Here is a 22,088-nt window from a genome sequence, read left to right as displayed (position 1 = left end):
GGTTCGATTCCCGGGTTCCTCAAGCCAGTCTCGACTCATGACGCCGCCCGCAACCGCCTTGCCCGTCGAAGTGCCCCAGGCGTTTCTGGGCGTCGCGCGCTCGCTCACCGACAAGCTCTGGCTCGACCGGCTGGATGCGCGCGGGGCTGCCAAGGCGCTCGCCATCGTGCAGCGGCACCAGCTGCCGGAGTTGCTGGCACGGGTGCTGGCGGGCCGCGGCATCGACATCGATGGCGTCAGCGACTTCCTGGATCCGACCATCCGCAAGCTGTTGCCGGACCCGTACACTGTGACCGAGATGGAGGCCGCCGCGAAGCGGATCGCGGACGCAGCGATGCGCGGCGAGAAGGTCGCGATCTTCGGCGACTACGACGTCGACGGCGCGACCTCGGCGGCGCTGCTCGCCTGGCATCTGCGCCATTGCGGGCTCGATCCGCTGATCCATATTCCCGACCGGATTTTCGAAGGCTACGGCCCGAACACTGAAGCGATCCGCGCGCTGGCCGCGAAGGGCGCCACGCTGCTCGTCACCGTCGATTGCGGCACCACCAGCATCGAGCCGCTCGCTGAAGCCAAGCGCCTCGGCATGTCCGTGGTCGTGATCGATCATCACCAGGCCGGCACGGAGCTGCCGGAGGTCGATGCGCTGGTCAATCCGAACCGGCTCGACGATCTCTCGGGCCTTGGCCATCTCGCCGCCGTCGGCCTCGTGCTGGTGACGCTGGTCGCGGTCAACCGCGAGCTGCGCCAGCGCGGCTTCTGGACGAGCGAGATGCCCGAGCCCGATCTCCTCGGCATGCTGCATCACGTCGCGCTCGGCACGGTTGCGGATGTCGCGCCGCTGATCGGGCTCAATCGTGCTTTCGTCGCAAAAGGCCTGATCGCGATGCGGCGGCGCGACCATGTCGGCCACACCGCGCTGATGGACGTGGCGCGGCTCAACGGCCCGCCGGAGGCCTGGCATCTCGGCTTCATGCTGGGGCCGCGCGTCAATGCCGGCGGCCGCATCGGCCGCGCCGACCTTGGCGTGCGGCTCTTGCTCGAAGGCGACAGCGTCGAGGCGGCTCGGATTGCGGCCGAGCTCGATCGCCTCAACAGCGAGCGCCGCGTCATCGAGCAGGCGGCCGAAGCGCAGGCCGAAGCCGAGGCGCTGGCCTCGATCGGGCTAGAGGACAAGATTGGCGTCATCGTCACGGCCTCCGAAGGCTGGCATCCCGGCGTGGTCGGCCTCGTCGCGTCCCGCCTGAAGGAGAAGTTTTCACGGCCGGCCTTTGCGATTGCGCTGGAGCCCGGCGGCATCGGCACCGGCTCGGGCCGCTCCATCGCCGGCGTCGATCTCGGCAAGGCGGTGCGGCAGGCGGTGACCGACGGCATCTTGCTGAAGGGCGGCGGCCACGCGATGGCCGCGGGCGTAACGTTGCGGAAGGAGAAGCTCGCCGAATTCCGCGCCTATCTCGAAAATGCGCTGGCGCGGGACGTTGCCGAGGCGCGCCATGTCAACGAGCTCTATGTCGACGGCGCGGTGTCCGCGCGCGCCGTGACGACGGAGCTTGCGACCACGCTCAACCGCGCCGGTCCCTTCGGCAGCGGCAATCCGGAGGTCGTGCTGGCGCTGCCATCGCATCAGCTCGTCTATGCCGATGAGGTCGGACAGGCGCATTTGAGGCTACGCTTCAAGTCTGGCGACGGCTCGATCGTCAACGGCATTGCGTTCCGTTCGGTCGGCCAGAAGCTCGGCAATGCACTTCTCGCCAATCGCGGTCAGCAATTGCATGTCGCGGGATCGTTGTCGGTCGACCGGTACCAGGGCGCCGAGCGCGTGCAATTCCGCGTCGTCGACGTCGCGCTACCGGACCAGGGGCCATCCGTGATTAGATAACGCAAGATCCCTCGCGACAAACGCGGTACGCGTTTGCGCGGAGATCATGCGTCAAAAATGAGCCGCTCAAACAACAAAAAATCGGAGTGAACATGGCAGGGCAGGTTGAGGGCAAGGTCGCGCTGGTGACGGGCGGTGCGTCGGGTATTGGCGAGGCGATCGTCGAGCTGTTCGCCCGCGAAGGCGCCACTGTCGTCGTCACCGATATCGACGAGCTGCGCGGCCCCGAGCTCGCCAAGCGCGTGACCAAAGCCGGCGGCAAGGCGATCTTCCTGGAGCAGGACGTCACCAGCGAGGAGCCCTGGATCGAGATCGTCGCCGAGATCGCCAGGCGCTATGGCCGGCTCGACATCATGGTCTCCAATGCCGGCATCGGCATTGCGGTACCCTCGATCGTCGATATGACGCTCGCTGACTGGCACAAGCAGAACGCGATCAACCTCGACGGCGTGTTTCTGTCCGTGAAGCATTGCCTGCCGCTGATGCGCAAGACCGGCGGCGGCTCCATCGTCATGATGTCCTCGCTCGCGGGCTTGCGCGGTGCGCCGGGCCTGTCGGCCTATTCGCTGACCAAAGGCGGTGTGCGGCTGTTTGCCAAATCGATCGCGATGGAGTGTGCGGCGGCCGGCGACGGCATTCGTGTCAACTCCGTGCACCCCGGCATCATCGACACCCCGATCTGGGGCAAGATCCCGACGGGGGCGACGGGGGCCGGCCAGAACGCCCCGATCGACCCCGAGGAGCGGGCCAAGGTCGCGACGCCGCTCGGTCGCGCCGGGCAGGCCGCGGAGATCGCCTCCGGCGTGCTGTATCTGGCCTCCGATGCGTCGCGCTACGTCACCGGCAGCGAGCTCGTCATCGACGGTGGCATGAACGCCGGCGGCGTGCCGCGGCGGCAATAAGCCGCCGCGCGAGACGCGAAGGGCAGGGTGGCGCCCGCAGGGGCTGACGCAGAGGCGTCGGCCCTGTACAACGCGGGGCTCTTCCGACCGATAGAGGTTTCCTTCGCCATGGCGCACAGCCTTCAATCTTCCTCATCCGCACCTGCGCCGTTCCGCTCGAACCGGCCTGATCTCGCCACCGACGCGATCCGCACCGCGCGCGAGGACCTCGCGGCCTGCTTCCGCATGGCCGCGCGCAATGGTTTTGAGGAGGGCATCTGCAACCATTTCTCGGCCGTGGTGCCTGGCCACGACGATCTCTTCCTGGTCAATCCATATGGCTACGCCTTCCGCGAGCTGACGGCGTCAAAGCTCCTGATCTGCGATTTCCACGGCAGCGTGCTCGACGGCGATGGCGCGCCCGAGGCAACCGCGTTCTACATCCACGCCGAGATGCACAAGCGCCTGCCGCGCGCGAAGGTCGCCTTCCACACCCACATGCCCTACGCCACGGCGTTGTCGATGACCGAGGGTGATCCCCTGATCTGGGCCGGCCAGACCGCGCTGAAATTCTACGGCCGCACCGCAGTGGACCGCGATTACAACGGCCTCGCACTCGACAACCGCGAGGGCGCGAGGATCGCATCCGCTGTCGGCGATGCCGACATCGTCTTCATGAAGCATCATGGCGTGATGGTGCTGGCGCCGACCATCGCGGAGGCCTGGGACGATCTCTACTATCTCGAGCGCGCCGCCGAGGTGCAGGTGCTGGCGATGTCGACGGGACGAAAGGTGCTGCCGGTCGATCCCGCGATCGCGGCGGAAACCTACAGGCAGATGCGCGAAGGCGATTCCGAATCCGCGCGATTGCATCTCGCCGCGATCCGCCGCCAGCTCGACGCGGAAGAGCCGCAGTACCGGCACTGACCCCAACCGCCGTCATTCCGGGCTCGCGCCAAGTGGCGCGCCCCGGAACGACAAAGTGAGAGAGCGGGCCCTACGATCCCTGTCGCAACTTCGCCAGCACCTTCAGCCCGCCATAGCCATCCGCGGGCGTGATCCCCGCGCGCTGCTGGAAATCCTTGATCGCCTTCATGGTGTCGTTGCCGACGCGGCCGTCGGTGCCGCCGGTGTCGAACCCGGCCTTGGTCAGGCGCGTCTGCATCTCCTGCACCTCTGCGAGCGTCAGCGCGCGCTCTGAGCCGGGAAAGGGCTGGATGAAGGGCGGCGCGCCGAGGCAGCGGTCGCCGAGATGGCAGATTGCGAGCGCATAGTTCATCGAGGGATTGTAGCTCTTCACCGAATAGAAATTCGGTCCCAGCAGGAATGTCGGCCCGCCCGCAACCGGCGTCCACATCTGCGCGGATGCATTCGGTTGCGGAAACGGCTGGCCGTCGGCGCGGGTGACGCCGGCCGATGCCCACGCCGCGTAGGTCCGGTTGCCGCTCATATCGCCGGACGCGCGCACCTCGTAGCCCCAGTGCTCGCCACGGCGCCACTTGCCGCGATTGACCAGGTACTTTGCCGTTGAGCCCAGCGCGTCGTCGGGCTTGCCGAACGGCGAGACCTTGCCGTCGCCGTCATAGTCGATGCCGACATTGAGCCAGACCTCCGGCATCCATTGCGAGTGCCCCATCGCGCCGGCCCAGGATCCCTGCATCTGCTCCGGCGTGCTCCAGCCCTTGTCGACGATGCGTAGCGCGTTGATCAGTTCGGTTTCCCAATAGGCTTTTCGCCGCGGCTCGTTCCAGGCGAGCGCGGCGAGCGAGGGGAATACCGGCGTCATGTGGTTTTGTTGCACCAGCGGATCGCCATAGGCGGACTCCACGCCCCAAAGCGCCAGCAGCGTGCCGCGCTCGACGCCGAAATCACGCTCGATGCGCGCGAGCAGCGCCTCGTTGTTTTTCAGCGCGATCTTGCCATTGATGATGCGCCAGTCCGAGACGCGGCGGTTGATGTATTGCCAGACCTGCTCGTGGAATTCGGGCTGGTTGCGCATCTGCTTGAACACGCTCATGTCGGGCTCGACCCGCGCCATCGCACGCTGCCAGGTCGCGGCCGAAATGCCCTTCGCCATGGCGCGTGCACGAAAACCCTCGCGCCATTCGTCGAAGCCCGGAGGCGCGGCGAGAAGCGGCGTGGGGAATGTGATGAAGGCGGCTGCGCCGAGCGTGGATCGAAGCAGGGCGCGGCGGCTGTGATTGGCCGAGGAATCAGCTTGTTTCATGGACCCATTCTAGCGGGAATCACGGCTGCTGTGGGCCGGTTCCTGGAACACCGGGAACAGGCCATCGCCCCCGCGTTCTGCCGGAACAAAGTGTCGCAGTCCCGCATTCCCTCCGCATACACTGGAGGATGAAGATGAAGAGATATCTGTTTGCCGCCGCCATGGTCACGGCCATCGCCGCCCCTGCATTCGCCGACGAAGTCGGCGTTCACGTCGGCCCGGTCGGTGCCGGCGTGACGGTCGGACAGTCCCACGAATATCGTGAGCGGGACCGCGATCGCGACCGCACCACGGTCATCAGGGAGCGCGAGCCTGCCAACCGCACCACGGTGATCAAGAAGGAAGATGAATTCGGCAATCGCAGCAAGACCGTGATTCATCACGACAACGACTGACGGAGCAGGGCCCCGGCCGAGCGCCGGGGCCCGCCGTCTGCACGCAATCTGCTCATCGAGAATTCGGGGTGGAATGAAGATACGGGCACATGCGGAAAGCCATGTCGTCGAGCTCGACGACGGATCGCAATGGCGGATCTATCCCGGCGATCTCGCGACCACGTTGAGCTGGAAGCCCGAAACCGATCTGCGTCTCGAGCCGAGCGGTGATCGGACGAGTTCGCATGTGCTGGTGAATGCCGCCGATCAGAGCCGCGTGCGCGTGAGCGCGGCGGGCGATGCCTGGCCCGACGGCGAGGTTAAGAAAGCGTTGAAGGGCGGCTGAGCGTCCTTAGGCTTGCCCGGATATCCCCAATTTCAAGCCTGTCGCTTTACGGTCGGTTTGCTTCCGTCTGCCCAGAATGCGCGCATGCGGGAGCTGTTCGACATCATCCGTACCAATCCCTGGCCGTTCGGCGCCGGGCTGTTTGTCGTGATCCTGATGATCATCGCCGAGAACTTTGGTCGTGGCATCCAGGGCGACGGCGTCGTCAGCGATTTCTCGGATGCCGATGGAGGCGACGGCGGCTGCGGTGGTGACGGAGGCGGCGGCGACTAGAGCCGGTTAGTCCTCCTGCAAATCGGCGGCGATGCCGACGAGCCAGCGCCGGATGGCGGTCTCTGCCTTGGCGTCCAGACTTGCGGCAAGGCGCTTCTCCAGCGCGATCACGCGCTCCCTGCAAGCCTTCAACAGCGTCGTTCCCCGCTGCGTCAGCGTCCATTGCTGGATCCGGCCGTGGACCGGATGAGGCGTCATTGCGATCGCACCGTCGCGATCGAGGTTGCGAATGATCACACCGACCGTCTGCGGGGTCAGGAAGGTGAGCCGGGCGACGTCGGCGCCGGAGAGGCCCGGATAGGCGTTCAGCATGGTCAGCACGGCAAATTGCGGCGACGTCACGCCGAGGTCGGCGAGCGTCCGTTCCATCGTCAGGCGGACCGCGGCGTGGGCCTGTCGCAGCAGATAGCCGAGATAACCTTGCTCGCCGCGCTTGCCTTCGCCGGGCGCCGGCACGCGAACGGCAGCGATTTCGGCAGGCGCGGCCGGCTTCCGCGAAGCCTTCGATTTCGCGATGGCAGCGGTCTTGCGTGTCATATAAGAGCTCTTATAAGATGTAAGCAGTCTTACAATACACGAGGTGAACGCTAATGTCACACGCCCGCTGCGAGTACGAGGATTTCAAGAAGATCGCGCCCGACGCGTATGAGCTGGTGCTGGCGCTCGGCCAGGTGGCGGCCAAGGCGGGCCTCGACAAGCAGCTGCTCGAGCTGGTCAAGCTGCGCGCCTCGCAGATCAACGGCTGCGCCTTCTGCGTGCAGCACCACGTCCTTTTGTCGGAGCGGATCGGCGTGCCCGTGGACAAGCTCAATCTGGTCGCGGTCTGGCGCGAGGCGCCGGTCTTTTCGGCGCGCGAGCGGGCCGCGCTGGCCTGGGCGGAGGCGCTGACCTTCCTGCCCGATGGCGTCAGTGAAGAGGTCTATGCGGACGCTTCCGGCGAATTCTCCGAGGCCGAGCTGATGTACCTGACCTCGGCGGTTGCCTCGATCAACGTCTGGAACCGCTTTGGCGCCGCGTATCGCTGGACGCCGGTGAAGCGGCCGGTCGCAGCGAGCGCCGCGGCATCTTAAGTGCAACATCGAGAAAACAAGGGGAGGTTATCATGACTGCAATGAGTTTGACCCATGCGCAGCGTCCGGTGCCGTCGCGCTCGATGGCGCTGGCCGTCGTCGGCGGGCTCGCCTGCGCGCTTGCGATCGGCAAGGCGTTGCCGGTGACGATGGACGCGGTATCCGGCGCGTTGGCGCCGCTCTGCGCGACCGCGGCGGAGAGCTCGCCGCTCGACAAGGTCGAACCGATCGGCTCCTACGCGTTGCCGAACGTCCCGGGCAAGCGCGTCACCATCGTGCGTGTGTTCTACGGTCCCGGCGGATTCTCGCGGCCGCATCGTCACGCGGGTTCGGTGACCGCCTACATCACCAAGGGTGAAATCCGTTCCCAGCTTGGCGGCGGTCCTGTCGAGACATTTGGTGTCGGCCAGTCCTTCTTCGAGCCGCCGGGATCGACGCATCTGGTCTCGGCCAATGCCAGCACGACCGAGCCGGCGGAATTGATCGCGGTATTCGTGGCGGACGAGGGCGCGCAGCTGACGACGCTGTTGGAGTAGTCCGTAGCGGCCGCATGAGCGAACTCGCCCCTCAATTCTCCTCGCCGCTCGATCCTTCGCGCAGGTCCGGCTTGATCACGTCCTCCGGCAACGCATGCGCCACCGGCTGCGGCGTGCCGGCGATCTCCGGGCCGACTTCGCGGCCGCGGGCGTGGATCAGGCGTTCATAGGCCGAGACCAGCGTGACGTAAGGACTGACCCAGATCCAGCCGTCGCGAGTAAATACCTGCACGTCGAAATGCAAATGCATCGATGTGCCGGCGGGATGGTCGAGATAGTTGGAGACCACGCCGATCTTCTCGCCTTCGGTGACGATGCGGCCGTTGAGCATGCCGTCGGCGGTCAGCGCCTGCGGGTTCATGTGCATATAGCGGAAGCGAATATGCTCGGTGCGGCTGTTGACCTCGAGCGTCGCGGCCTGATCCTTGGCGCCGCGGATCACGATGGCGTCGCGCACCGCGACGACGCCGCGCTGCTTGCGATCGCAGGGGTCGTGGCCTTCGCCGGGCGGTGGGCATTCGGCGGCGCGGATGTCCTCGCCCTGGTGGCCATAACCGCCGCCGCACTGCCAGACCTCGAAACTGCGGGACTCGCAGAAATTGTCGCGCCAGGGATAGGCCGTCGGGCCGTCGCTCTTGTCGCGCTTGCCGTAGGATTGCGAACGCACGAAGGCGGGCGCCTTTTCGAGCGGAAAACGGATCTGCGCATAGGCCATCACATCCGGATGGCCGGCCTTGTTGCGATAGCCGGTGTTCGGGATGATGTCGCCGCTCGGTCGGTAGGTGAAATCCGGCGACCGCGCTGAAGGACGATCGATGATGCTGGAGGCCATGTCCGTCAGCGGCCGCATGCGCTGGCCGCCGGCGATGCGGAGCCCTTTCAGGAAGCGCTCGGCAACCGGATAGGCTTCCTTGCAGGCGAGCCTCCGCGGCTTTGCGATGCTGTCCAGGCACTGGATGGAGACGACATAGGCAACGCCGAAGCGGGTGAAGGCGTAGCGCACATAGCCTTCCCGGATGAACCTGCGCAGGTCCGGATAGGTTGCCGCAAGCAGCTTGACCTGCTCGCCCTTGCCGCCGGCGGGATCGGCGACGTCGTAAACGAGTGCCGAGCCCGTGATCTGCACCTCGACCGGCCTTGTGTAGACGCGGCTCGGCATGCCGTCGCCGGCACCGGGTTCGAGCGAGAAGCTGGCACTGTAACCTGAGGGGCCGGCATCAAACATGTCGACGGGATTGAAGTCGGCCTGGTAGTGCGAGAGCGCGAGTGTCCCCGGCGCGCGATTGCGCTGCGCCTCGAGATAGGCGGCAGCATCGAACGGCAGCAGCACGGGCACGGAGCTGCGGGCGATACCGGTGAAGAATTGCGATGAGACCGCGTTGAGCTGCACCAGCGCAGGCATCGCGCGCGGATCGTAGCGTGGCACCGAACGGCGGGGTGCGAAGATGAAGTCGCCCGCGATCGGGGGACGGCTGTTGACCTCGGTGCGGAGCTGGTCGAGCGCTGCGCGCCAATCGACGCGCAGCGCCGTGAGCGAAGGGCTGCGGATTTCGTCCGCAGCGAGCGGAGTGGCGGTGAGGAGCGAAAGCGCCGCCAGAAACAGCGAGACGAAGCGGAAACTTTTCCCAACCACTGCCTCGGCCCCCGGCGGCACCTGCTCTGATTCCTCGCTTAGTCCTTGGCGCGCTCGGAGTAGGAGCCGTCTTCGGTCATCACCACGATACGGGTGCCGACGGCGATGTGCGGCGGCACAGTGGTGCGCAGGCCGTTGGAGAGCACCGCAGGCTTGTAGGAGGAGGAGGCGGTCTGGCCCTTGGTCACGGGCTCGGTCTCGACCACTTCCAGCGTCACGCGCTGCGGCAACGCGATCGACACCACGTTGACGTCATGCGTCGACAGCTTGACCGTCATACTCTCCTGGAGATAAGCGGCCGCATCGCCGATGACGTCCTTGGACACCTGGACCTGGTCATAGGTTTCCGGGTTCATGAAATGGAAGCCGTCGCCATCTTCATAGAGGAAGGTGAAGTTGCGCTCTTCAATCGTGGCCTTCTCGACCTGGTCGGTGGTCTTGTAGCGCTCGGAGATCTTTACCCCGTCCGAGATTCGGCGCATTTCGATCTGGCTGACCGGAGTGCCCTTGCCGGGATGGATGTTCTCGGCGGTCACAACGACATAAAGCTTGCCGTCTTGCTCGATCACGTTGCCCTTGCGAATAGAACTGGCGATGACTCTCAAAGCTATATTTCCTGCTTGCTTGGCCCGGCTCCGGCCAGGACGTGGTCAAATTGATGGGGGACCTGGGGCCTCAAATCAGACCGCGGCACCCGTTTCGGGCCGCAACATACGCATTTTGTCGTTGAATGCCAGCATTTTGCTGGCCTGCGGGGCGGCCGGTTGATGGTTGGGGACAAGCCGATTTCGCCGTTCTGGTCGCCCTCGCGGCACCTCGACCGGCGACCGTTCCTCCAGGCCAGGGGGGCCATTACCGGGTCTCTCAGGGGCTTTTTCGCCGAGCAGGGGTTCCTTGAGGTCGAAACCTCGGTCCTCCAGGTCTCCCCGGGCAACGAAACCCATCTGCACGCCCCCCGGACCGAGATCATGTGGCCCGATGGCAGCCGTGCCAGCCGGTACTTGCGGACCTCGCCGGAATTCGCCTGCAAGAAGCTGCTGGCGGCCGGCGAGGAGCGGATTTTCGAATTCGCACGGGTGTTCCGTGATCGCGAGCGCGGCGACCTGCATCTGCCCGAATTCACCATGCTGGAATGGTATCGGGCTCGCGCCCCCTACGATGCCATCATGGCGGACACCGTCGTCGTCATCGCCCGCGCCGCGCAGGCGACCGGAATCGGGAATTTCTCGTTCCGCGGCCGGACCGCGGATCCCTTCGCCGAGCCGGAGCTGGTGACGGTCGCCGGCGCCTTCGAGCGGTTCGCAGGGATCGACCTGCTGTCGACAATTTCGGGCGGCGAGGGTAACCGTGCCGCGCTCGCGCAGGCGGCCGGCGGCAAGGTCCGGGTGGCGGAGGACGACACCTGGTCCGACATCTTCAGCAAGGTCCTGGTCGAGCATGTCGAGCCGCATCTGGGGCAGGGGCGTTTGACCATTCTGTTCGAATACCCATCTCCAGAAGCGGCGCTGGCGCGGGTGAAGGCCGATGACCCGCGGGTCGCCGAGCGGTTCGAGGTCTATGCCTGCGGCGTCGAACTCGCCAACGGCTTTGGCGAGTTGACCGACGCCGAGGAACAGCGCAAGCGCTTCACGGAGTCGATGGCGGAGAAGCAGCGCCGCTATGGCGAGGCCTATCCGCTGGACGAGGATTTTCTGGCCGCGGTCGCCCAAATGCCGGAGGCGAGCGGTGTCGCGCTCGGCTTCGACCGGCTGGTGATGCTGGCGAGCGGCGCAGCGCGGATCGATCAGGTGGTGTGGACACCGCCTGCAAATGAAACGTTAAGTGAGACATGACGAAGACCAACCTTGCACGCACCCTGCGTGAGCCGGCCGAACTTGTGGCCGCGCAGCTCGCACCGGCCGAAGCGCTGCCCGCGCTCGAACGTGTCGCCGCGCGCTATGCGGTGGCGATTACGCCGGCGCTGGCCGAGCTGATCGACACGTCCGATCCCGACGATCCGATCGCGCGGCAATTCGTTCCGACCGCCGCGGAACTGGAGATGCAGCCAGGCGAGAGCGCCGATCCGATCGGCGATCATCCGCACTCGCCGGTGCAGGGCATTGTGCATCGCTATCCCGACCGCGTGCTGTTCAAGCTCGTCCACGTCTGCGCGGTCTATTGCCGCTTCTGCTTCCGCCGCGAAATGGTCGGGCCCGGCAAGGAGAACGCGCTCTCGGACGGCGCCTATCGCGCGGCGATCGACTACATCCGTTCGCACAGCGAGATCTGGGAAGTGATCCTGACCGGCGGCGATCCCTTGATGCTGTCGCCGCGCCGGATGAGCGAGATCATGGCCGATCTCGCGGGAATCGATCACGTCAAGATCATCCGCCTTCACACCCGCGTGCCGGTGGCCGATCCCGCGCGGATCAGCGACGAGATGGTGGCTGCGTTGAAGGTCGAGGGCGCGACCACCTGGGTGGCGGTGCATGCCAACCATGCGCGCGAGTTGACGGGGCCTGCGCGCGCGGCCTGCGCACGGCTTGCCGATGCCGGAATTCCCATGGTGAGTCAGTCCGTGCTTTTGCGCGGCGTCAACGACAGCATTGCCGCTTTGTCGGATTTGATGCGAGCTTTCGTCGAATGCCGGATCAAGCCCTACTATCTGCATCACGGCGATCTCGCGCCGGGCACCGTGCATTTGCGAACGACGCTGGCCCAGGGGCAGGATTTGATGCGGCAGTTGCGCGGACGGGTGTCAGGACTGTGTCAGCCCGACTATGTCATCGACATTCCCGGCGGCGCCGGCAAATCGCCGGTGGGGCCGAATTATGTGTTGGCGGTGCAAAATACCGCAGCCGACGCGCGTGAAGCGGAGACGGAAACGCGCTATCGTATCGTGGATTATTGCGGCGACGTTCATCTCTATCCGCCCGAGACGTGAGCGGCGATGCAGAGAACGTGGGTTTGAGAATGGAGGAACGGACATGAAGAAGATCATGGTGGTGGCAGCGTCGCTCGTGGTCTTGCTTGGCGGAGCGGCGGTTGCACAGCCCAGCGGCTCCAAGGGGTCGACATCCGGCGGCGCCACGTCGGGATCAGTGCCGCAGGCACCCATCGGTCATCGCCAGCCGCGCGCCGGTGACGTACCGAACGAAAAAAATCTGAGCGATCCGAATAATCCCGTGAACAAGGAAGACGCGGCGCTCGACAAGAAGATCAAGAGCATCTGCCGCGGCTGTTAGCTTGTGGCTAGCGGCGGGCAGGGCGCGACAGCTCGCCCCGCCCGCGTTGGCTTTGGCCTTACGCCGAGCGTTCGTGCAGCCCCGCGCGCTTCGTGTTGCGCCGGATCTCGACCGCGTCAGCGATTTGCTCGAGCGCGGTTGCCGTGGTCGCCCAGTCGATGCATCCGTCCGTGATGCTCTGGCCGTAGGTCAGCGGCTTGCCCGGCACCACGTCCTGGCGGCCGGCAACGAGATTGCTCTCGATCATCACGCCCATGATACGGTTCTCGCCACCTGAGATCTGGCCGGCGATGTCGGCCATGACCAGCGGCTGGTTTTCCGGCTTCTTGCTCGAATTGGCGTGGCTCGCATCCACCATCACCAGCGGCGCGACGCCGGATTTGGCCAGATCGTTGCAGGCCGCCGCGACGCTTGCCGCATCGTAGTTCGGCTTGCTGCCGCCGCGCAGGATGATGTGGCAATCCTCGTTGCCCGCGGTCGAGGCAATCGCCGAACGGCCGAGCTTGGTCACCGCCATGAAATGATGCGGATGCGAGGCCGACTTCACCGCGTCCGCCGCGATGCGCACATTGCCGTCGGTGCCGTTCTTGAACCCGACCGGGCAGGACAGCCCCGAGGCCAGCTCGCGATGGATCTGGCTCTCGGTCGTGCGCGCGCCGATCGCGGCCCAGGACACGAGGTCCGCAATGTATTGCGGCGTCGTCATGTCCAGAAATTCTGCGCCGGCGGGCAGGCCGAGATTGTTTACCGCGGACAGCACGTTGCGCGCCAGCCGCAAGCCCTTGTTGATGTCGAAGCTGCCGTCCAGGTCAGGATCGTTGATCAGGCCCTTCCAGCCGACGGTGGTGCGCGGCTTCTCGAAATAGACCCGCATCACGATCTCGAGCTGGTCGGCCAGCTCTTCGCGCAAGCTCGCGAGGCGCTCGGCATATTCGAGCGCGGCCTTGGGATCGTGCACCGAGCAGGGGCCGACCACGACCAGCAGGCGGTCGTCCTGGCCGTTGAGGATGGCATGGATGGCGTTGCGCGCCGCCATCACCACACGCGTTGCGGTGAGCGTGCGCGGGACTTCCCGCATCACCTCTTCCGGCGTGCTCAGCTCTTTCAGTTCGCGGATACGAAGATCGTCGGTCGTGCTCAGCACGGCGGGCTCCTGTTTGTTTGAACCTGCCGGCAATAAAAAAGCCGCCAGGTCTGGCGGCTTGTTCGGACGTTTGCTTCAATATTCAGATTGAGCGCGATCCTCCTGCCGCCAGCGAGCTGTCGTAGCTAAAGTACCAAAAATAGCTGGTGACGAGGGTGATCATGGCCGCTCATATAGCGTGCGATTGGCGGGTTGTCACCCCCCAATCGGCGCGAGCGGCCACGAGGCGCCTCAACTGTTGCTCTTGCGTGCCGCCAGCGCCATGCCGATCAGGGTGGCGCCGCCGAACAGCAAATTAATACCGACGAGGATGCCGATCGCCCATTCCGCCGAGCTCGGCAGCCCCGTGATCACCATGAACGCGATGGCGATGTCGACGAGGCCGGAGATCAGGAGCCAGGACCAGCGGCTGCTCAGCTCGCGGCGGTGCTCCAGCGCATACATGATGGTGGCGACGCCCTCGGCGAGGAAGTAGGCGCCGAGCACGATGGTCAGCGTCAGCACGGCCTGCATGGGTCGGGCCAGCAGGAGCATGCCGGCGAGCACGGCCAGCGCGGCCGAGATCAGCGACCACCAGAATCCCGGCGAGCTGCGCGCCCAATAGGTCACGATCAGTCCGCCGATGCCGCTGATCAGGAACATCCAGCCGAGAAAGATCGTGATCGCAAGGCTCGCGAGCGGCGGCAGGATCAGCGCGGCGACGCCGAGGACGGCAAGCAGGATGCCTTCGAACAGGAAAGCCTTCCAATGCGCCTTGACCGTTTCGCTCATGGCGGATTGCAGCCGGGAAAAATCCTCAGGCGATGTCATCGGCAGGCTCCAGATCGAAAGATGTGTGCTCAATCTAGTATGCACACACCGCGCTTGCCATCCCGGAGCTCAACCGCCGCCGTGCGCTGACGAAAAACCTTCGCCGCTGGTGCGAACGCGGTTGCGGCCGAGAATGTAGATCGCGATCGTGACGATCAGGAGCGCTAGGCCGAGCAGGATCGAGACGAAGCCGATCGGGATCAGGGCCAATGTCAGATTGCGCTCGGGATTGATCAGCCAGTGATGGATCGAGGTCAGCACGAAGGCGAGGCCGAGAAAGCCGACGCCGCCGCCGGCGAGCAGCAGCGCCCACATCCGGCGCAGCTGGCTAAGCCGCTCCCGCGCGACATCGGTCCGCGGCGCGTGATGGCGCGCGACCCGCCGCACCAGGCGGATGGCGAAGGCGATCGAGCTGAAGCCGATCAGCAGGCTCGCTCCGCCCAGCCACATCCGCAGCGTCGGATCGAGATCGGGCATCCGCTGCAAGGTCAGCAGCGGGAAGTCGAAGGCCGAATGCAGCGCGAGCGGGCCGGCGAAGATCAGCAGGCGGCTGGACAGGCGGGCCCAGTCGCGATGGTGGCGGTTGGCGCCCAGCGCCGTGCCGGCGCGTGCGATCGTCAGGTAGGCGCCGGCGATGATGCCGAGCGCGCCGTGGAACGGCACCGTCAGCACGCTGCGTAGCGCGGCCAGCGAGCGCCACATCTCGGCGTGCTGGACGAGGTAGGCGAGGTTCTCGTAGGCGGCGAAGCCGAGGCCGACGGCGGCGCCATAGACCACGGTATCCATCGGATTGGCGAAGGTCCGCCGCTTGGTCGAGGAGACCAGCACGATGGCGATCACCTTGACCGCTTCCTCGGGCAGCGCGACCCCGAAGACCGAATGCATGGCGAGCGCCGCCCAGGGGTTGTCGGGGGCTGCAACCATCTTGGCGAAGGGCGCGCGAGCAAGGCCCAGCAGCGAAATGCTGGCCGCCCCGAGCAGGAACGCGGTCCAGACCTGGGCCGGCGGTCCCGGACGCTCCTCGGCGGCAATGACGAGCCACAGCATCAGCAGCGCCGGGGCGATGGCGGCAGTTCCGATGACGGTGGGCAAAGCTTCAATCAGGTACATCGGCGCCGAAAATAGGTTCCCTTGATCTGCTTATCTACGTCTACCGATGCGACCATGTGTCATGCATTTGCTGTCGCGTCACTTAACAGGCGCGACAGCCAGCGTTCATCGGGATCGGCACCGAACGTGTAGAATGCGAGCGCAACCAAGCGCATGACAGAACCAATTCGTCACCGATGGGAGCGGTCCGCGCCCGCCACCGGATCGCGATTGGCAAGTCAGATCAAGGCACTGCGCAGGTTTCTTCGATTCACGATGCACGTGCGCGAGAGGCGTGTCCAGAGGCGGCGTGGCTGCCGTCTGGACAACGCTGGGCCGGGCCAACCGGCCTAGTCACGCTTCGTTGTGCGCCCGCGGGGCGGCGCAGCGACCCGGCGTGCCCGCACCTGCTCCAGCTCCCAGAAGGCGCGTACGAGGCACGTGCCAAGGCAGAAGACGATGAGCAGCAGCAGGAAGGCCTGGTCGACGGCGGGGATGTGTATCATGACGTTGATTAAGCAACCTGCATGCCATGCGTTCCCGCAGCCGCCTGCGCCGCGCGCAGCCCGCACGGCGATTTGGGCCGGCGTTTCCCGCGCTTCAATGCGTGGTGAACGGCGGTGGGGTGTCCGGCGCGATGTCGAAGGCGCCGAGATGGAATTCCTCGCCGACGGCCTCGTCCGGCTCGGCGTGGTGCGCGAGCAGCGTGAAGGCGGCTTGCGGATATTGCTTCCAGATATCGAGATCGCCGGCCGTAATAGTCAGCCAGCCAAAGGTGTACATGTAGCGTCCGGGCTCGGTGACCCGGCCAACCCTGTCCCAAGTGATCTTATCAATCCTAATCTTGTTGACTGCCATTCGGTCCCCCGATCGCAAGTCTGCAAATGAGGTCCGGCACGAGGCACAGACCCTCAAAAGCTGATCCCGCAATGGGGCCGCGATAGGGCAGCGGAGCGGAGGCGAGACGGCCGGATGAGGCCGCCGGCCTGCCGGTTCAGCGCCCCGTCGTGGCCGCCTGCGCTTCCGCTTCGGACGCCAGCTCGAGCTGACGGTGCGACGCGTGGAAGACGTCGTGGACGAGGCCGATCTTCTCCATGCCCAGAATGATCAGGCCGTTGAGATCGATCTCCCACCAGGCGTGCGAGATATAGGCGTCCCGCGGGAAGCGGTGATGGTTGTTGTGCAGACCCTCGCCGAAGGTGAGGATCGTGGTCACGAACTCGTTGGTCGAGGCGTCCTCGACCTCGAAGCGGCGGTAACCGTAGGCGTGGCAGACCGAGCCGGTGAGCTGGCTGGTGAGGATCAGCAGGTAGCAGCGGAGCAGGCCGGAGAACAGCACGCAGCCGATCATGGTGTGCACGCCGCCGAAGGTGTAGCCGATTACGGCGGGAATGAAGACACCGGACATCCCGTACCAGACCCAGCGCGTGCGCACGAAGAACATCGCGATCGGATCGGCCAGGATGTCCTTGGCGTAGTATTCGTTGTCGGTGGTCGCCTGGTCGAACACCCAGCTGCCCTGGGCGTGCAGAAAGCCCTTGAGCGCGCTGACATAGCGATTGCCGAAGCCGTCGAATTGCGGGCTGTGGGGGTCGCCGACGTCATCAGCGTAGAGATGATGGCGGCGGTGGTTGGCGACCCATTTCGCGATCGAGCCCTGCACCGCCATCTGGGCGATGGCGCAGAAGAAGACGCGCATGATCGGGCCGGTGCGGAAGCTGCGATGGACGAACAGGCGGTGCATGCCTGCGCCGATGCCGAACGTCGTCAGCGCGAACATCCAGGCAAAGGTAAACAGCTCCACCTTGCCGACGCCTTGCGTGATGGCCCAGATGATGCCCGCGACGGCGCCGACGTAGAGAATGCCGAGGAGGAGATAGCTTTCGCGCAACTTGGCCTGGACGAGCGGGCCTTCAGTGATGACGCCGGGCGGGAGCTGCGGCTTTGCGACGGCGGGCGCGTTTTGGGCGGTCTCTGCCGGGGCGAACTCAGCGATGGACATTCCGGGACTTCCAATAACTCGGGGCCCGCAGTGATTGCGGACATGCTGGGTCACACCCTATCGCGCGGGGATCAGCACCTCCAGTATTTAGTTAAAATTGAGTTAAAATCGATCGGGCCGATTCAGGCCGATTGCAGCATGGGCGTACGGACAACCAGGCGGACGAGGTCGTCCCGCTGCTGCTTCTCGGCGAACTTGACCGCAAAGCCGTTGTCGAATTTGCGAATGACGCGCCCGACGCAGGCGCCGACTGCAAGCGGGGTTCCGATCGCCGGGTCGTATTCGCAGGATATCGCGACGCCGGCCGTGGAGACGTCGATGATGAAGCAGGCATGGGTGCTGCCGTCGGCGAGCGTCAGAAAGGTGTGCGAGACCTGGGGAACGAAGCGCGCGTCATTGCGCAGTTCCAGAATGCTGGCGTCCTTCTGCTTCTTCTCCAGCCAGGTCAGCTTTTCCGACATCCAGGCGCGCCGCTCCCGCGTCATGTCGAGTTCCATCAGGAAGCCCGCCTTCAGCGTCGCGCTGATGGTGCACTGGAATTCGCCAAAGTCCTGAAAATAGGAGGTCACGCGCTCGCCGACCTTTCCGACAACAGGCACGTCGACGATCATGCGGAACGGGGAGACACGCTTGGTGCGGCAGGCGAAGGTGCGCAGCTGGCCCTCACAATCGTACCAGCGCGGCAGCGAGTAGCTGCCGCTCACGCTGACTTCCACTGCACGCTGCCGGAGGAACTCTGAGACGGACATGAACGCCAATCGTGTTTCGGATTGTTTCCGTAGATTCACGGTAGGGCGCAACGTCTAAGCAAACGATACGCCGATCAAATAGCAGGGGTAAATTTCCGGTAAGCGACCCGGCCGTCTCACGACATCGTCATTGCGTGCCGCTCAGAGAGATCCGAGCAGCACCAGCAAGGCGAGCAGGCCAAGGGTCATGAGGAGTTTGATCGCCGTCGCGGTCAGGCTGTCCGGCCTGATCTGAAATCCGAACCACGGCAATGCGTGTCGCATCGCCAGCCCCGCAGACGCTTCGACGGTCGCGAACACGACGGCGATGCCGGCAATGGCGGACCAGGATGCGGCCGGCGGCATCCATGCCGCAAGCCAGGCCGGGACGGAGCCTTGCAAGGACGCGAGCAGCGCGAACCATCCGAACAGGGAGGCGAAGCCCTTGATGATGTCGGGACCGACCGTATCCGGCTCGAGCCGGATGCCGACCGTTCCGAGCGCGTGCTCGATGCGCTCGCCGTCGGTGAGGAAGAGGAAGGCGCCGAGGTAGAGCGGAACGCGCGACTGGAACAGCAGGGCGATGACACCGAACAGGACCGTGTAGCCGAAGGCGTCGCCGAGAATGTCCACGCCGCTCGTGCGCGACGGCGCCGTCGTGGTCGCGGCCTGGGGCTGCGGAAGCGATCGGGCGCGCGCCATGTGCTCCAGCATTCTGGCGCGCCGCTCCGGCGCGTAGGGCGCGGTGCGGTGCATCCAGGACGGCGGCGCCGGCGAGGCGGCGCCGGTCTGGCGGTCCGAGGGGGATTTATGCAGCACCATGGCCTGTACCGGTTCCAACGGGACATTGGTCGTCGGTCAGGGGCGGGGAGGTTCATGCGGGGGCAGCGGATTTCGCCGCATCACCCGATGGCCCGGATGATGGCGCTCCCTAGCGGAATCGAACCGCTCTCTCCACCGTGAAAGAGATGGGATGATGTGCATGGTCGTTTATCCCCGGCTAAAAATGCGTGCTGCTTCGGCTTCCTCGTCGAGCTTACGCATCCGCTCCTGGTGGTAGGCCCTGGCGGCCGCTCGGTTCTCTGCCTTGGTCATTGCGCCATCGCAGCCTGGCGCCGCGAGAGTCAAATTATCAATCCCTTGGGCCGCGGAACGAACGCGGGCTACTGCGCATCGTGGGTGTGGAAAAGCAAAGGCCCGCCGGTTCACGCTGGCGGGCCCCAGCCTTGTTGCATGCGCTAATCATTCGTGAATTGCCCAGCCCTGACGCCGTAGAAATACTGATCCAGCTATGATGGCGGTGGCGTTGATTACCGGCTGTGTCAGCGTTTTGGCTCTAGGCGCCACATTCGCGGTGGTCATCTATATCGATGCTAGAGCGGATCGCAGGCGCCAACAGTAAGGCCGCGCCGGAAGTTGATTGCCTGATGAACAGGATCACTCAAACGTTGGGCCGGACGGGGATGTCCCTTGTTGTCGTCTCTCTCGTCTCTGCCTGCTCCAGCTCAGAACATGCCGCTCCGAAGTCAGTTGCTCGATCTGGCGCGCCGTGGGCCCGAGACCTCAATGAGCCGCCCCCAAATCGAGAGCCCGCGAGTGCCGCAACTGCACAGACAAAGGCAGGCCTGAACGCTGCGCGCCAGAAGGCGGTTACCGGGCGGTAGGGGGGCTTTCGCGCTGAGTCGTCCGCAAGCTTGCCTGTGCTGGCAGAACTTCACGAGCGGCGGGGCTTTGGTCCCGCGCCTAGATCAGCGGAAAATGGTTGTTCCTATATTGAAGGGCTGACGGATCCGCAGGGCTCATGGGTTAGGAGCACGTGCCCGTGCCAACATTCATGGTGCGTTTGGGCGAAGCCAATCAAGGCCAGGATAATCAAAGCCACTGCGACGCATCCGGCTACAACGTTCTGCATCATGGCTGCCACTCCAGGTAAACTGTGACTGGCTTACTCGGCCAGGCACCGGCGAGCAGGCCTTCGAAGTCCGCGCTGGGCGCCCGGTCACCGAGTGATCACCGCGGACGGTGACCGGGCGGACAAGCTATCTGGCGAAACCGGAGTCTAGAAGCTTCAGAGTCGAAATCGGCCACTTGCCGTCGTGGCCACCGATCGAGATCCGGAGCCCGTGCACCTCGTCAAGGAAGACGTGATCAACCGTCCCCGCCTTACCGTCGGTCAGGATAACACCCCTGCCGATTAGCTCCGTCTCGGCAGCATGAAGTTCTCGAAGGATGTTCGTCGCTCGTTTGGTCCAGTCATCGGACATGGTCATGCCCTACGCGGCTGGCGGATTAGTGAAGATCAGTCAGAGCGGCAGATGCATTGAGTCAATCGCCGCTTCGCGCGAGTCAGTGCCGCCAACCGTCCTTGTCGAGCTCGACCCTGAAACCTTCCGGCAGCCGCGGCGTCTCGCCTTCGGTCACGACTTGCAGCGCGGGTTACTTCGGTGGGCGCAAATCGCCTTGAAGCCAGCGGCCATTGGAATGCATGGGATCTTCATGCGTTGCGAATGTCGTAAGTGCGTGATTGCAGACAGCGCAGCGAAACATGTGCAAGTCCACGCTTAGGCTTTTTGGCTCGATGCTGACGAGCATCATCTGGGCCTTGCACCTCGGACAGGCAGGGCGCGCAAATGGAGCCGGCGGAATGGGCCGCGCCAATCTGGCGGCCCACCGATGTTCGAACTTTCTTTCGAGGTCCACAGGGATCGTGCTCATGATCCGAACTCCGGGGGTCGCGATCCTGCCCCGGTGCTACCACTTCAACGCTCACCGCGCCCCAAAGGTCCCAAACAGCACCTGAGGGAACCATCGCGTCCGCAGCGGCGCGGTAGTCGGCCGCCAGCGCGTTCAGTCCGTCGCGCGCGAGAACGAGATCGTCATCGTCCGCCCAATCCGAGCAAAGGCGCTCCATTTCGCGCAGCTCCGCGACCCGGCGCTGTGTACGAGTCCATACCCGTATATTGGCCATGTGTTGGACACGGCAGCGGGGCAGAGCGCTAAGTAATTGATTTGTATGGCGCTCCCTAGCGGAATCGAACCGCTCTCTCCACCGTGAAAGGGTGGCGTCCTAACCGATAGACGAAGGGAGCAAACACAAGGCCCCGCCGCTTTTCACGGCATGGCCGCCGGCCACCCGAGTCGAGCCCGGCGGCTGCAGCGGGCGAACGTATAGTGGCCTTTGGCGCCGTGGGCAAGCCGTTCGGGAACGGTCTTTTGGCACCGGTGGATAGCCTCCACCCCCGCTACATTCGGGGGCAATTTCAACGGTTTCTTAGGGGCACCTGAGCTAGCGCTGGAACCGGAGAAATTTGTCCATGCCCCAGCCCAAGAAGCGCGCAGCCCGCAAATCGCTGTCGCGGCACGCCTGGATCACGCTCGACGGCGGATTCGCGGCGCGGCATTGCCTGGTCCAGGACATCTCTGATACGGGCGCGAAGATTACGCTGGACGAGGACGCGAGCCAGCTTCCGGGCGTGATCCGGATGGCGTTCGCGCGTGATGCCCGCACCGGGCGGAGCTGCCAGGTGATCTGGCGCCGCGGCAAATCGGCCGGCGTCAAGTTCATCTGATCCCGCGCGAAGCGACCCGGATGGCGCGTGGCGCCGGTCCGGGCTAGAACGGCTGCATGCGCGCGCCGTTCCTCATCCTCATCCCGTTGCTGGCCACCTCCGCGGCCGCGGCCGAGGCCCTGCGCCTTCCGCCTGCCGAGCGGCCGCAGGCCGGCAAGGCTCTGCCGCTGAAGGGGACGGGTGGCACAGTGAAGACCGGCTCCTGCGCCTCCTATGGCCCGCGCTTCGTCATGGTCGAGAGCACGGGCACTTGCGTGAAGATCGGCGGCTCGGTCAGCGTCGAGACCACGGTCAGGCGCTGAA

26 protein-coding genes and 1 tRNA gene are annotated in these 22,088 nt (G+C 65.0%); 13 read left to right on the top strand and 14 right to left on the bottom strand.

Annotated elements, in window-relative coordinates; translation table 11 throughout:
• Nucleotides 1-37: 37 nt before the first annotated feature.
• From recJ to IVB46_RS30465, 3 genes are all read left to right on the top strand, one after another.
• Nucleotides 38-1,879 (top strand): single-stranded-DNA-specific exonuclease RecJ, encoded by a 1,842-nt coding sequence (gene recJ, locus IVB46_RS30475; RefSeq protein ID WP_071914265.1) that lies wholly within the window; start codon nucleotides 38-40, stop codon nucleotides 1,877-1,879.
• A 92-nt stretch (nucleotides 1,880-1,971) separates the two neighbouring features.
• On the top strand, nucleotides 1,972-2,781 hold the full coding sequence (locus IVB46_RS30470) for a glucose 1-dehydrogenase (protein WP_247310655.1): 810 nt from the start codon (nucleotides 1,972-1,974) through the stop codon (nucleotides 2,779-2,781).
• 108 nt (nucleotides 2,782-2,889) lie between these two features.
• The gene (locus tag IVB46_RS30465) at nucleotides 2,890-3,687 is read left to right on the top strand and encodes an aldolase (protein WP_247344118.1); all 798 of its coding nucleotides are present in this window, start codon (nucleotides 2,890-2,892) and stop codon (nucleotides 3,685-3,687) included.
• Between the two features lie 70 nt (nucleotides 3,688-3,757).
• Here the strand turns inward: IVB46_RS30465 and IVB46_RS30460 are convergent, their stop codons facing one another.
• A complete protein-coding gene (locus tag IVB46_RS30460) occupies nucleotides 3,758-4,987 on the bottom strand; it encodes a lytic murein transglycosylase (RefSeq protein WP_247344114.1) in 1,230 nt (409 codons plus the stop codon).
• 134 nt (nucleotides 4,988-5,121) lie between these two features.
• Between IVB46_RS30460 and IVB46_RS30455 the strand changes: the two genes are divergently transcribed.
• The 3 genes from IVB46_RS30455 to IVB46_RS30445 all read left to right on the top strand — a co-directional run bounded on the left by IVB46_RS30455 (nucleotide 5,122) and on the right by IVB46_RS30445 (nucleotide 5,980).
• Nucleotides 5,122-5,382 (top strand): hypothetical protein, encoded by a 261-nt coding sequence (locus tag IVB46_RS30455; protein WP_028151025.1) that lies wholly within the window; start codon nucleotides 5,122-5,124, stop codon nucleotides 5,380-5,382.
• 73 nt (nucleotides 5,383-5,455) lie between these two features.
• The gene (locus tag IVB46_RS30450) at nucleotides 5,456-5,707 is read left to right on the top strand and encodes a hypothetical protein (protein WP_028161293.1); all 252 of its coding nucleotides are present in this window, start codon (nucleotides 5,456-5,458) and stop codon (nucleotides 5,705-5,707) included.
• Nucleotides 5,708-5,791: 84 nt separating this feature from the next.
• Complete coding sequence (locus IVB46_RS30445) at nucleotides 5,792-5,980, top strand: hypothetical protein (protein ID WP_247310649.1); 189 nt, start codon at nucleotides 5,792-5,794, stop codon at nucleotides 5,978-5,980.
• Between the two features lie 6 nt (nucleotides 5,981-5,986).
• Here IVB46_RS30445 and IVB46_RS30440 read toward each other — a convergent pair whose 3' ends face one another.
• Entirely contained in the window at nucleotides 5,987-6,517 is a 531-nt protein-coding gene (locus IVB46_RS30440; protein ID WP_247310647.1) for a MarR family transcriptional regulator, read from the bottom strand.
• 53 nt (nucleotides 6,518-6,570) lie between these two features.
• Here IVB46_RS30440 and IVB46_RS30435 point away from each other — a divergent pair, with 53 nt between their 5' ends.
• The gene (locus IVB46_RS30435) at nucleotides 6,571-7,050 is read left to right on the top strand and encodes a carboxymuconolactone decarboxylase family protein (RefSeq protein WP_247310644.1); all 480 of its coding nucleotides are present in this window, start codon (nucleotides 6,571-6,573) and stop codon (nucleotides 7,048-7,050) included.
• Between the two features lie 32 nt (nucleotides 7,051-7,082).
• On the top strand, nucleotides 7,083-7,586 hold the full coding sequence (locus tag IVB46_RS30430; RefSeq protein ID WP_208086655.1) for a cupin domain-containing protein: 504 nt from the start codon (nucleotides 7,083-7,085) through the stop codon (nucleotides 7,584-7,586).
• Nucleotides 7,587-7,617: 31 nt separating this feature from the next.
• Here the strand turns inward: IVB46_RS30430 and IVB46_RS30425 are convergent, their stop codons facing one another.
• Together IVB46_RS30425 and efp are read right to left on the bottom strand one after the other, a co-directional pair.
• Nucleotides 7,618-9,240: a M23 family peptidase gene (locus IVB46_RS30425; RefSeq protein WP_247310641.1), complete on the bottom strand. Its 1,623-nt coding sequence runs from the start codon at nucleotides 9,238-9,240 to the stop codon at nucleotides 7,618-7,620.
• Nucleotides 9,241-9,257: 17 nt separating this feature from the next.
• Nucleotides 9,258-9,824, bottom strand: a complete 567-nt coding sequence (gene efp, locus IVB46_RS30420; protein ID WP_063983478.1) for an elongation factor P — start codon at nucleotides 9,822-9,824, stop codon at nucleotides 9,258-9,260.
• A gap of 162 nt (nucleotides 9,825-9,986) precedes the next feature.
• Between efp and epmA the strand changes: the two genes are divergently transcribed.
• The 3 genes from epmA to IVB46_RS30405 are packed head-to-tail and all read left to right on the top strand — an operon-like array spanning nucleotide 9,987 to nucleotide 12,443.
• Entirely contained in the window at nucleotides 9,987-11,051 is a 1,065-nt protein-coding gene (gene epmA / locus IVB46_RS30415; RefSeq protein WP_247344109.1) for an EF-P lysine aminoacylase EpmA, read from the top strand.
• Nucleotides 11,048-12,142: a lysine-2,3-aminomutase-like protein gene (locus IVB46_RS30410; RefSeq protein ID WP_247310635.1), complete on the top strand. Its 1,095-nt coding sequence runs from the start codon at nucleotides 11,048-11,050 to the stop codon at nucleotides 12,140-12,142. The genes epmA and IVB46_RS30410 overlap by 4 nt, the downstream gene beginning before the upstream one ends.
• Before the next feature lie 43 nt (nucleotides 12,143-12,185).
• Entirely contained in the window at nucleotides 12,186-12,443 is a 258-nt protein-coding gene (locus tag IVB46_RS30405; protein WP_085401231.1) for a hypothetical protein, read from the top strand.
• A 58-nt stretch (nucleotides 12,444-12,501) separates the two neighbouring features.
• Here IVB46_RS30405 and IVB46_RS30400 read toward each other — a convergent pair whose 3' ends face one another.
• The 10 genes from IVB46_RS30400 to IVB46_RS30355 all read right to left on the bottom strand — a co-directional run bounded on the left by IVB46_RS30400 (nucleotide 12,502) and on the right by IVB46_RS30355 (nucleotide 21,305).
• On the bottom strand, nucleotides 12,502-13,587 hold the full coding sequence (locus IVB46_RS30400; RefSeq protein WP_346016148.1) for a 3-deoxy-7-phosphoheptulonate synthase: 1,086 nt from the start codon (nucleotides 13,585-13,587) through the stop codon (nucleotides 12,502-12,504).
• 231 nt (nucleotides 13,588-13,818) lie between these two features.
• Nucleotides 13,819-14,397 carry an HdeD family acid-resistance protein gene (locus tag IVB46_RS30395; RefSeq protein ID WP_063983474.1) on the bottom strand — a complete coding sequence of 193 codons (579 nt, stop codon included), beginning with the start codon at nucleotides 14,395-14,397 and terminating at the stop codon, nucleotides 13,819-13,821.
• 69 nt (nucleotides 14,398-14,466) lie between these two features.
• A complete protein-coding gene (locus IVB46_RS30390; RefSeq protein ID WP_247310632.1) occupies nucleotides 14,467-15,507 on the bottom strand; it encodes a PrsW family glutamic-type intramembrane protease in 1,041 nt (346 codons plus the stop codon).
• A gap of 329 nt (nucleotides 15,508-15,836) precedes the next feature.
• Entirely contained in the window at nucleotides 15,837-15,992 is a 156-nt protein-coding gene (locus tag IVB46_RS30385) for a hypothetical protein (RefSeq protein ID WP_247310628.1), read from the bottom strand.
• Between the two features lie 94 nt (nucleotides 15,993-16,086).
• A complete protein-coding gene (locus IVB46_RS30380; protein ID WP_063983473.1) occupies nucleotides 16,087-16,344 on the bottom strand; it encodes a hypothetical protein in 258 nt (85 codons plus the stop codon).
• Nucleotides 16,345-16,480: 136 nt separating this feature from the next.
• The gene (locus tag IVB46_RS30375) at nucleotides 16,481-17,488 is read right to left on the bottom strand and encodes an acyl-CoA desaturase (RefSeq protein ID WP_247310625.1); all 1,008 of its coding nucleotides are present in this window, start codon (nucleotides 17,486-17,488) and stop codon (nucleotides 16,481-16,483) included.
• A gap of 122 nt (nucleotides 17,489-17,610) precedes the next feature.
• A complete protein-coding gene (locus IVB46_RS30370; protein ID WP_247310622.1) occupies nucleotides 17,611-18,237 on the bottom strand; it encodes a PilZ domain-containing protein in 627 nt (208 codons plus the stop codon).
• Nucleotides 18,238-18,378: 141 nt separating this feature from the next.
• The gene (locus IVB46_RS30365; protein ID WP_247310620.1) at nucleotides 18,379-19,038 is read right to left on the bottom strand and encodes a hypothetical protein; all 660 of its coding nucleotides are present in this window, start codon (nucleotides 19,036-19,038) and stop codon (nucleotides 18,379-18,381) included.
• Between the two features lie 1,217 nt (nucleotides 19,039-20,255).
• Complete coding sequence (locus IVB46_RS30360; protein WP_081369264.1) at nucleotides 20,256-20,486, bottom strand: photosystem reaction center subunit H; 231 nt, start codon at nucleotides 20,484-20,486, stop codon at nucleotides 20,256-20,258.
• Nucleotides 20,487-21,230: 744 nt separating this feature from the next.
• Nucleotides 21,231-21,305 (bottom strand) — tRNA-Glu (locus IVB46_RS30355).
• 225 nt (nucleotides 21,306-21,530) lie between these two features.
• On the opposite strand from IVB46_RS30355, the gene IVB46_RS30350 reads away from it, so the two are divergent.
• Together IVB46_RS30350 and IVB46_RS30345 are read left to right on the top strand one after the other, a co-directional pair.
• Entirely contained in the window at nucleotides 21,531-21,785 is a 255-nt protein-coding gene (locus tag IVB46_RS30350) for a PilZ domain-containing protein (RefSeq protein WP_063983468.1), read from the top strand.
• Between the two features lie 56 nt (nucleotides 21,786-21,841).
• A complete protein-coding gene (locus tag IVB46_RS30345; RefSeq protein WP_247310617.1) occupies nucleotides 21,842-22,087 on the top strand; it encodes a hypothetical protein in 246 nt (81 codons plus the stop codon).
• The last annotated feature ends 1 nt before the right edge of the window (nucleotide 22,088 follow it).

Source organism: Bradyrhizobium sp. 61, from assembly GCF_023073075.1.
Lineage (GTDB): Bacteria > Pseudomonadota > Alphaproteobacteria > Rhizobiales > Xanthobacteraceae > Bradyrhizobium > Bradyrhizobium barranii.
The sequence above is the reverse complement of the archived record's forward strand: the minus strand, read 5'-3'. Positions and strand labels throughout refer to the sequence as shown.

Coding starts and splice junctions, on each gene's coding strand:
- epmA (WP_247344109.1), top strand. CDS start 9,987: ATGGTTGGGGACAAGCCGATTTCGCCGTTCTGGTCGCCCTCGCGGCAC.
- IVB46_RS30370 (WP_247310622.1), bottom strand. CDS start 18,237: ATGTCCGTCTCAGAGTTCCTCCGGCAGCGTGCAGTGGAAGTCAGCGTG.
- IVB46_RS30390 (WP_247310632.1), bottom strand. CDS start 15,507: ATGTACCTGATTGAAGCTTTGCCCACCGTCATCGGAACTGCCGCCATC.
- IVB46_RS30440 (WP_247310647.1), bottom strand. CDS start 6,517: ATGACACGCAAGACCGCTGCCATCGCGAAATCGAAGGCTTCGCGGAAG.
- recJ (WP_071914265.1), top strand. CDS start 38: ATGACGCCGCCCGCAACCGCCTTGCCCGTCGAAGTGCCCCAGGCGTTT.
- IVB46_RS30460 (WP_247344114.1), bottom strand. CDS start 4,987: ATGAAACAAGCTGATTCCTCGGCCAATCACAGCCGCCGCGCCCTGCTT.
- IVB46_RS30455 (WP_028151025.1), top strand. CDS start 5,122: ATGAAGAGATATCTGTTTGCCGCCGCCATGGTCACGGCCATCGCCGCC.
- IVB46_RS30465 (WP_247344118.1), top strand. CDS start 2,890: ATGGCGCACAGCCTTCAATCTTCCTCATCCGCACCTGCGCCGTTCCGC.
- IVB46_RS30350 (WP_063983468.1), top strand. CDS start 21,531: ATGCCCCAGCCCAAGAAGCGCGCAGCCCGCAAATCGCTGTCGCGGCAC.
- IVB46_RS30445 (WP_247310649.1), top strand. CDS start 5,792: ATGCGGGAGCTGTTCGACATCATCCGTACCAATCCCTGGCCGTTCGGC.
- IVB46_RS30430 (WP_208086655.1), top strand. CDS start 7,083: ATGACTGCAATGAGTTTGACCCATGCGCAGCGTCCGGTGCCGTCGCGC.
- IVB46_RS30380 (WP_063983473.1), bottom strand. CDS start 16,344: ATGGCAGTCAACAAGATTAGGATTGATAAGATCACTTGGGACAGGGTT.
- IVB46_RS30470 (WP_247310655.1), top strand. CDS start 1,972: ATGGCAGGGCAGGTTGAGGGCAAGGTCGCGCTGGTGACGGGCGGTGCG.
- IVB46_RS30435 (WP_247310644.1), top strand. CDS start 6,571: ATGTCACACGCCCGCTGCGAGTACGAGGATTTCAAGAAGATCGCGCCC.
- IVB46_RS30450 (WP_028161293.1), top strand. CDS start 5,456: ATGAAGATACGGGCACATGCGGAAAGCCATGTCGTCGAGCTCGACGAC.
- IVB46_RS30375 (WP_247310625.1), bottom strand. CDS start 17,488: ATGTCCATCGCTGAGTTCGCCCCGGCAGAGACCGCCCAAAACGCGCCC.
- IVB46_RS30385 (WP_247310628.1), bottom strand. CDS start 15,992: ATGATACACATCCCCGCCGTCGACCAGGCCTTCCTGCTGCTGCTCATC.
- IVB46_RS30395 (WP_063983474.1), bottom strand. CDS start 14,397: ATGACATCGCCTGAGGATTTTTCCCGGCTGCAATCCGCCATGAGCGAA.
- IVB46_RS30365 (WP_247310620.1), bottom strand. CDS start 19,038: ATGGTGCTGCATAAATCCCCCTCGGACCGCCAGACCGGCGCCGCCTCG.
- IVB46_RS30345 (WP_247310617.1), top strand. CDS start 21,842: ATGCGCGCGCCGTTCCTCATCCTCATCCCGTTGCTGGCCACCTCCGCG.
- IVB46_RS30410 (WP_247310635.1), top strand. CDS start 11,048: ATGACGAAGACCAACCTTGCACGCACCCTGCGTGAGCCGGCCGAACTT.
- IVB46_RS30405 (WP_085401231.1), top strand. CDS start 12,186: ATGAAGAAGATCATGGTGGTGGCAGCGTCGCTCGTGGTCTTGCTTGGC.
- IVB46_RS30360 (WP_081369264.1), bottom strand. CDS start 20,486: ATGACCATGTCCGATGACTGGACCAAACGAGCGACGAACATCCTTCGA.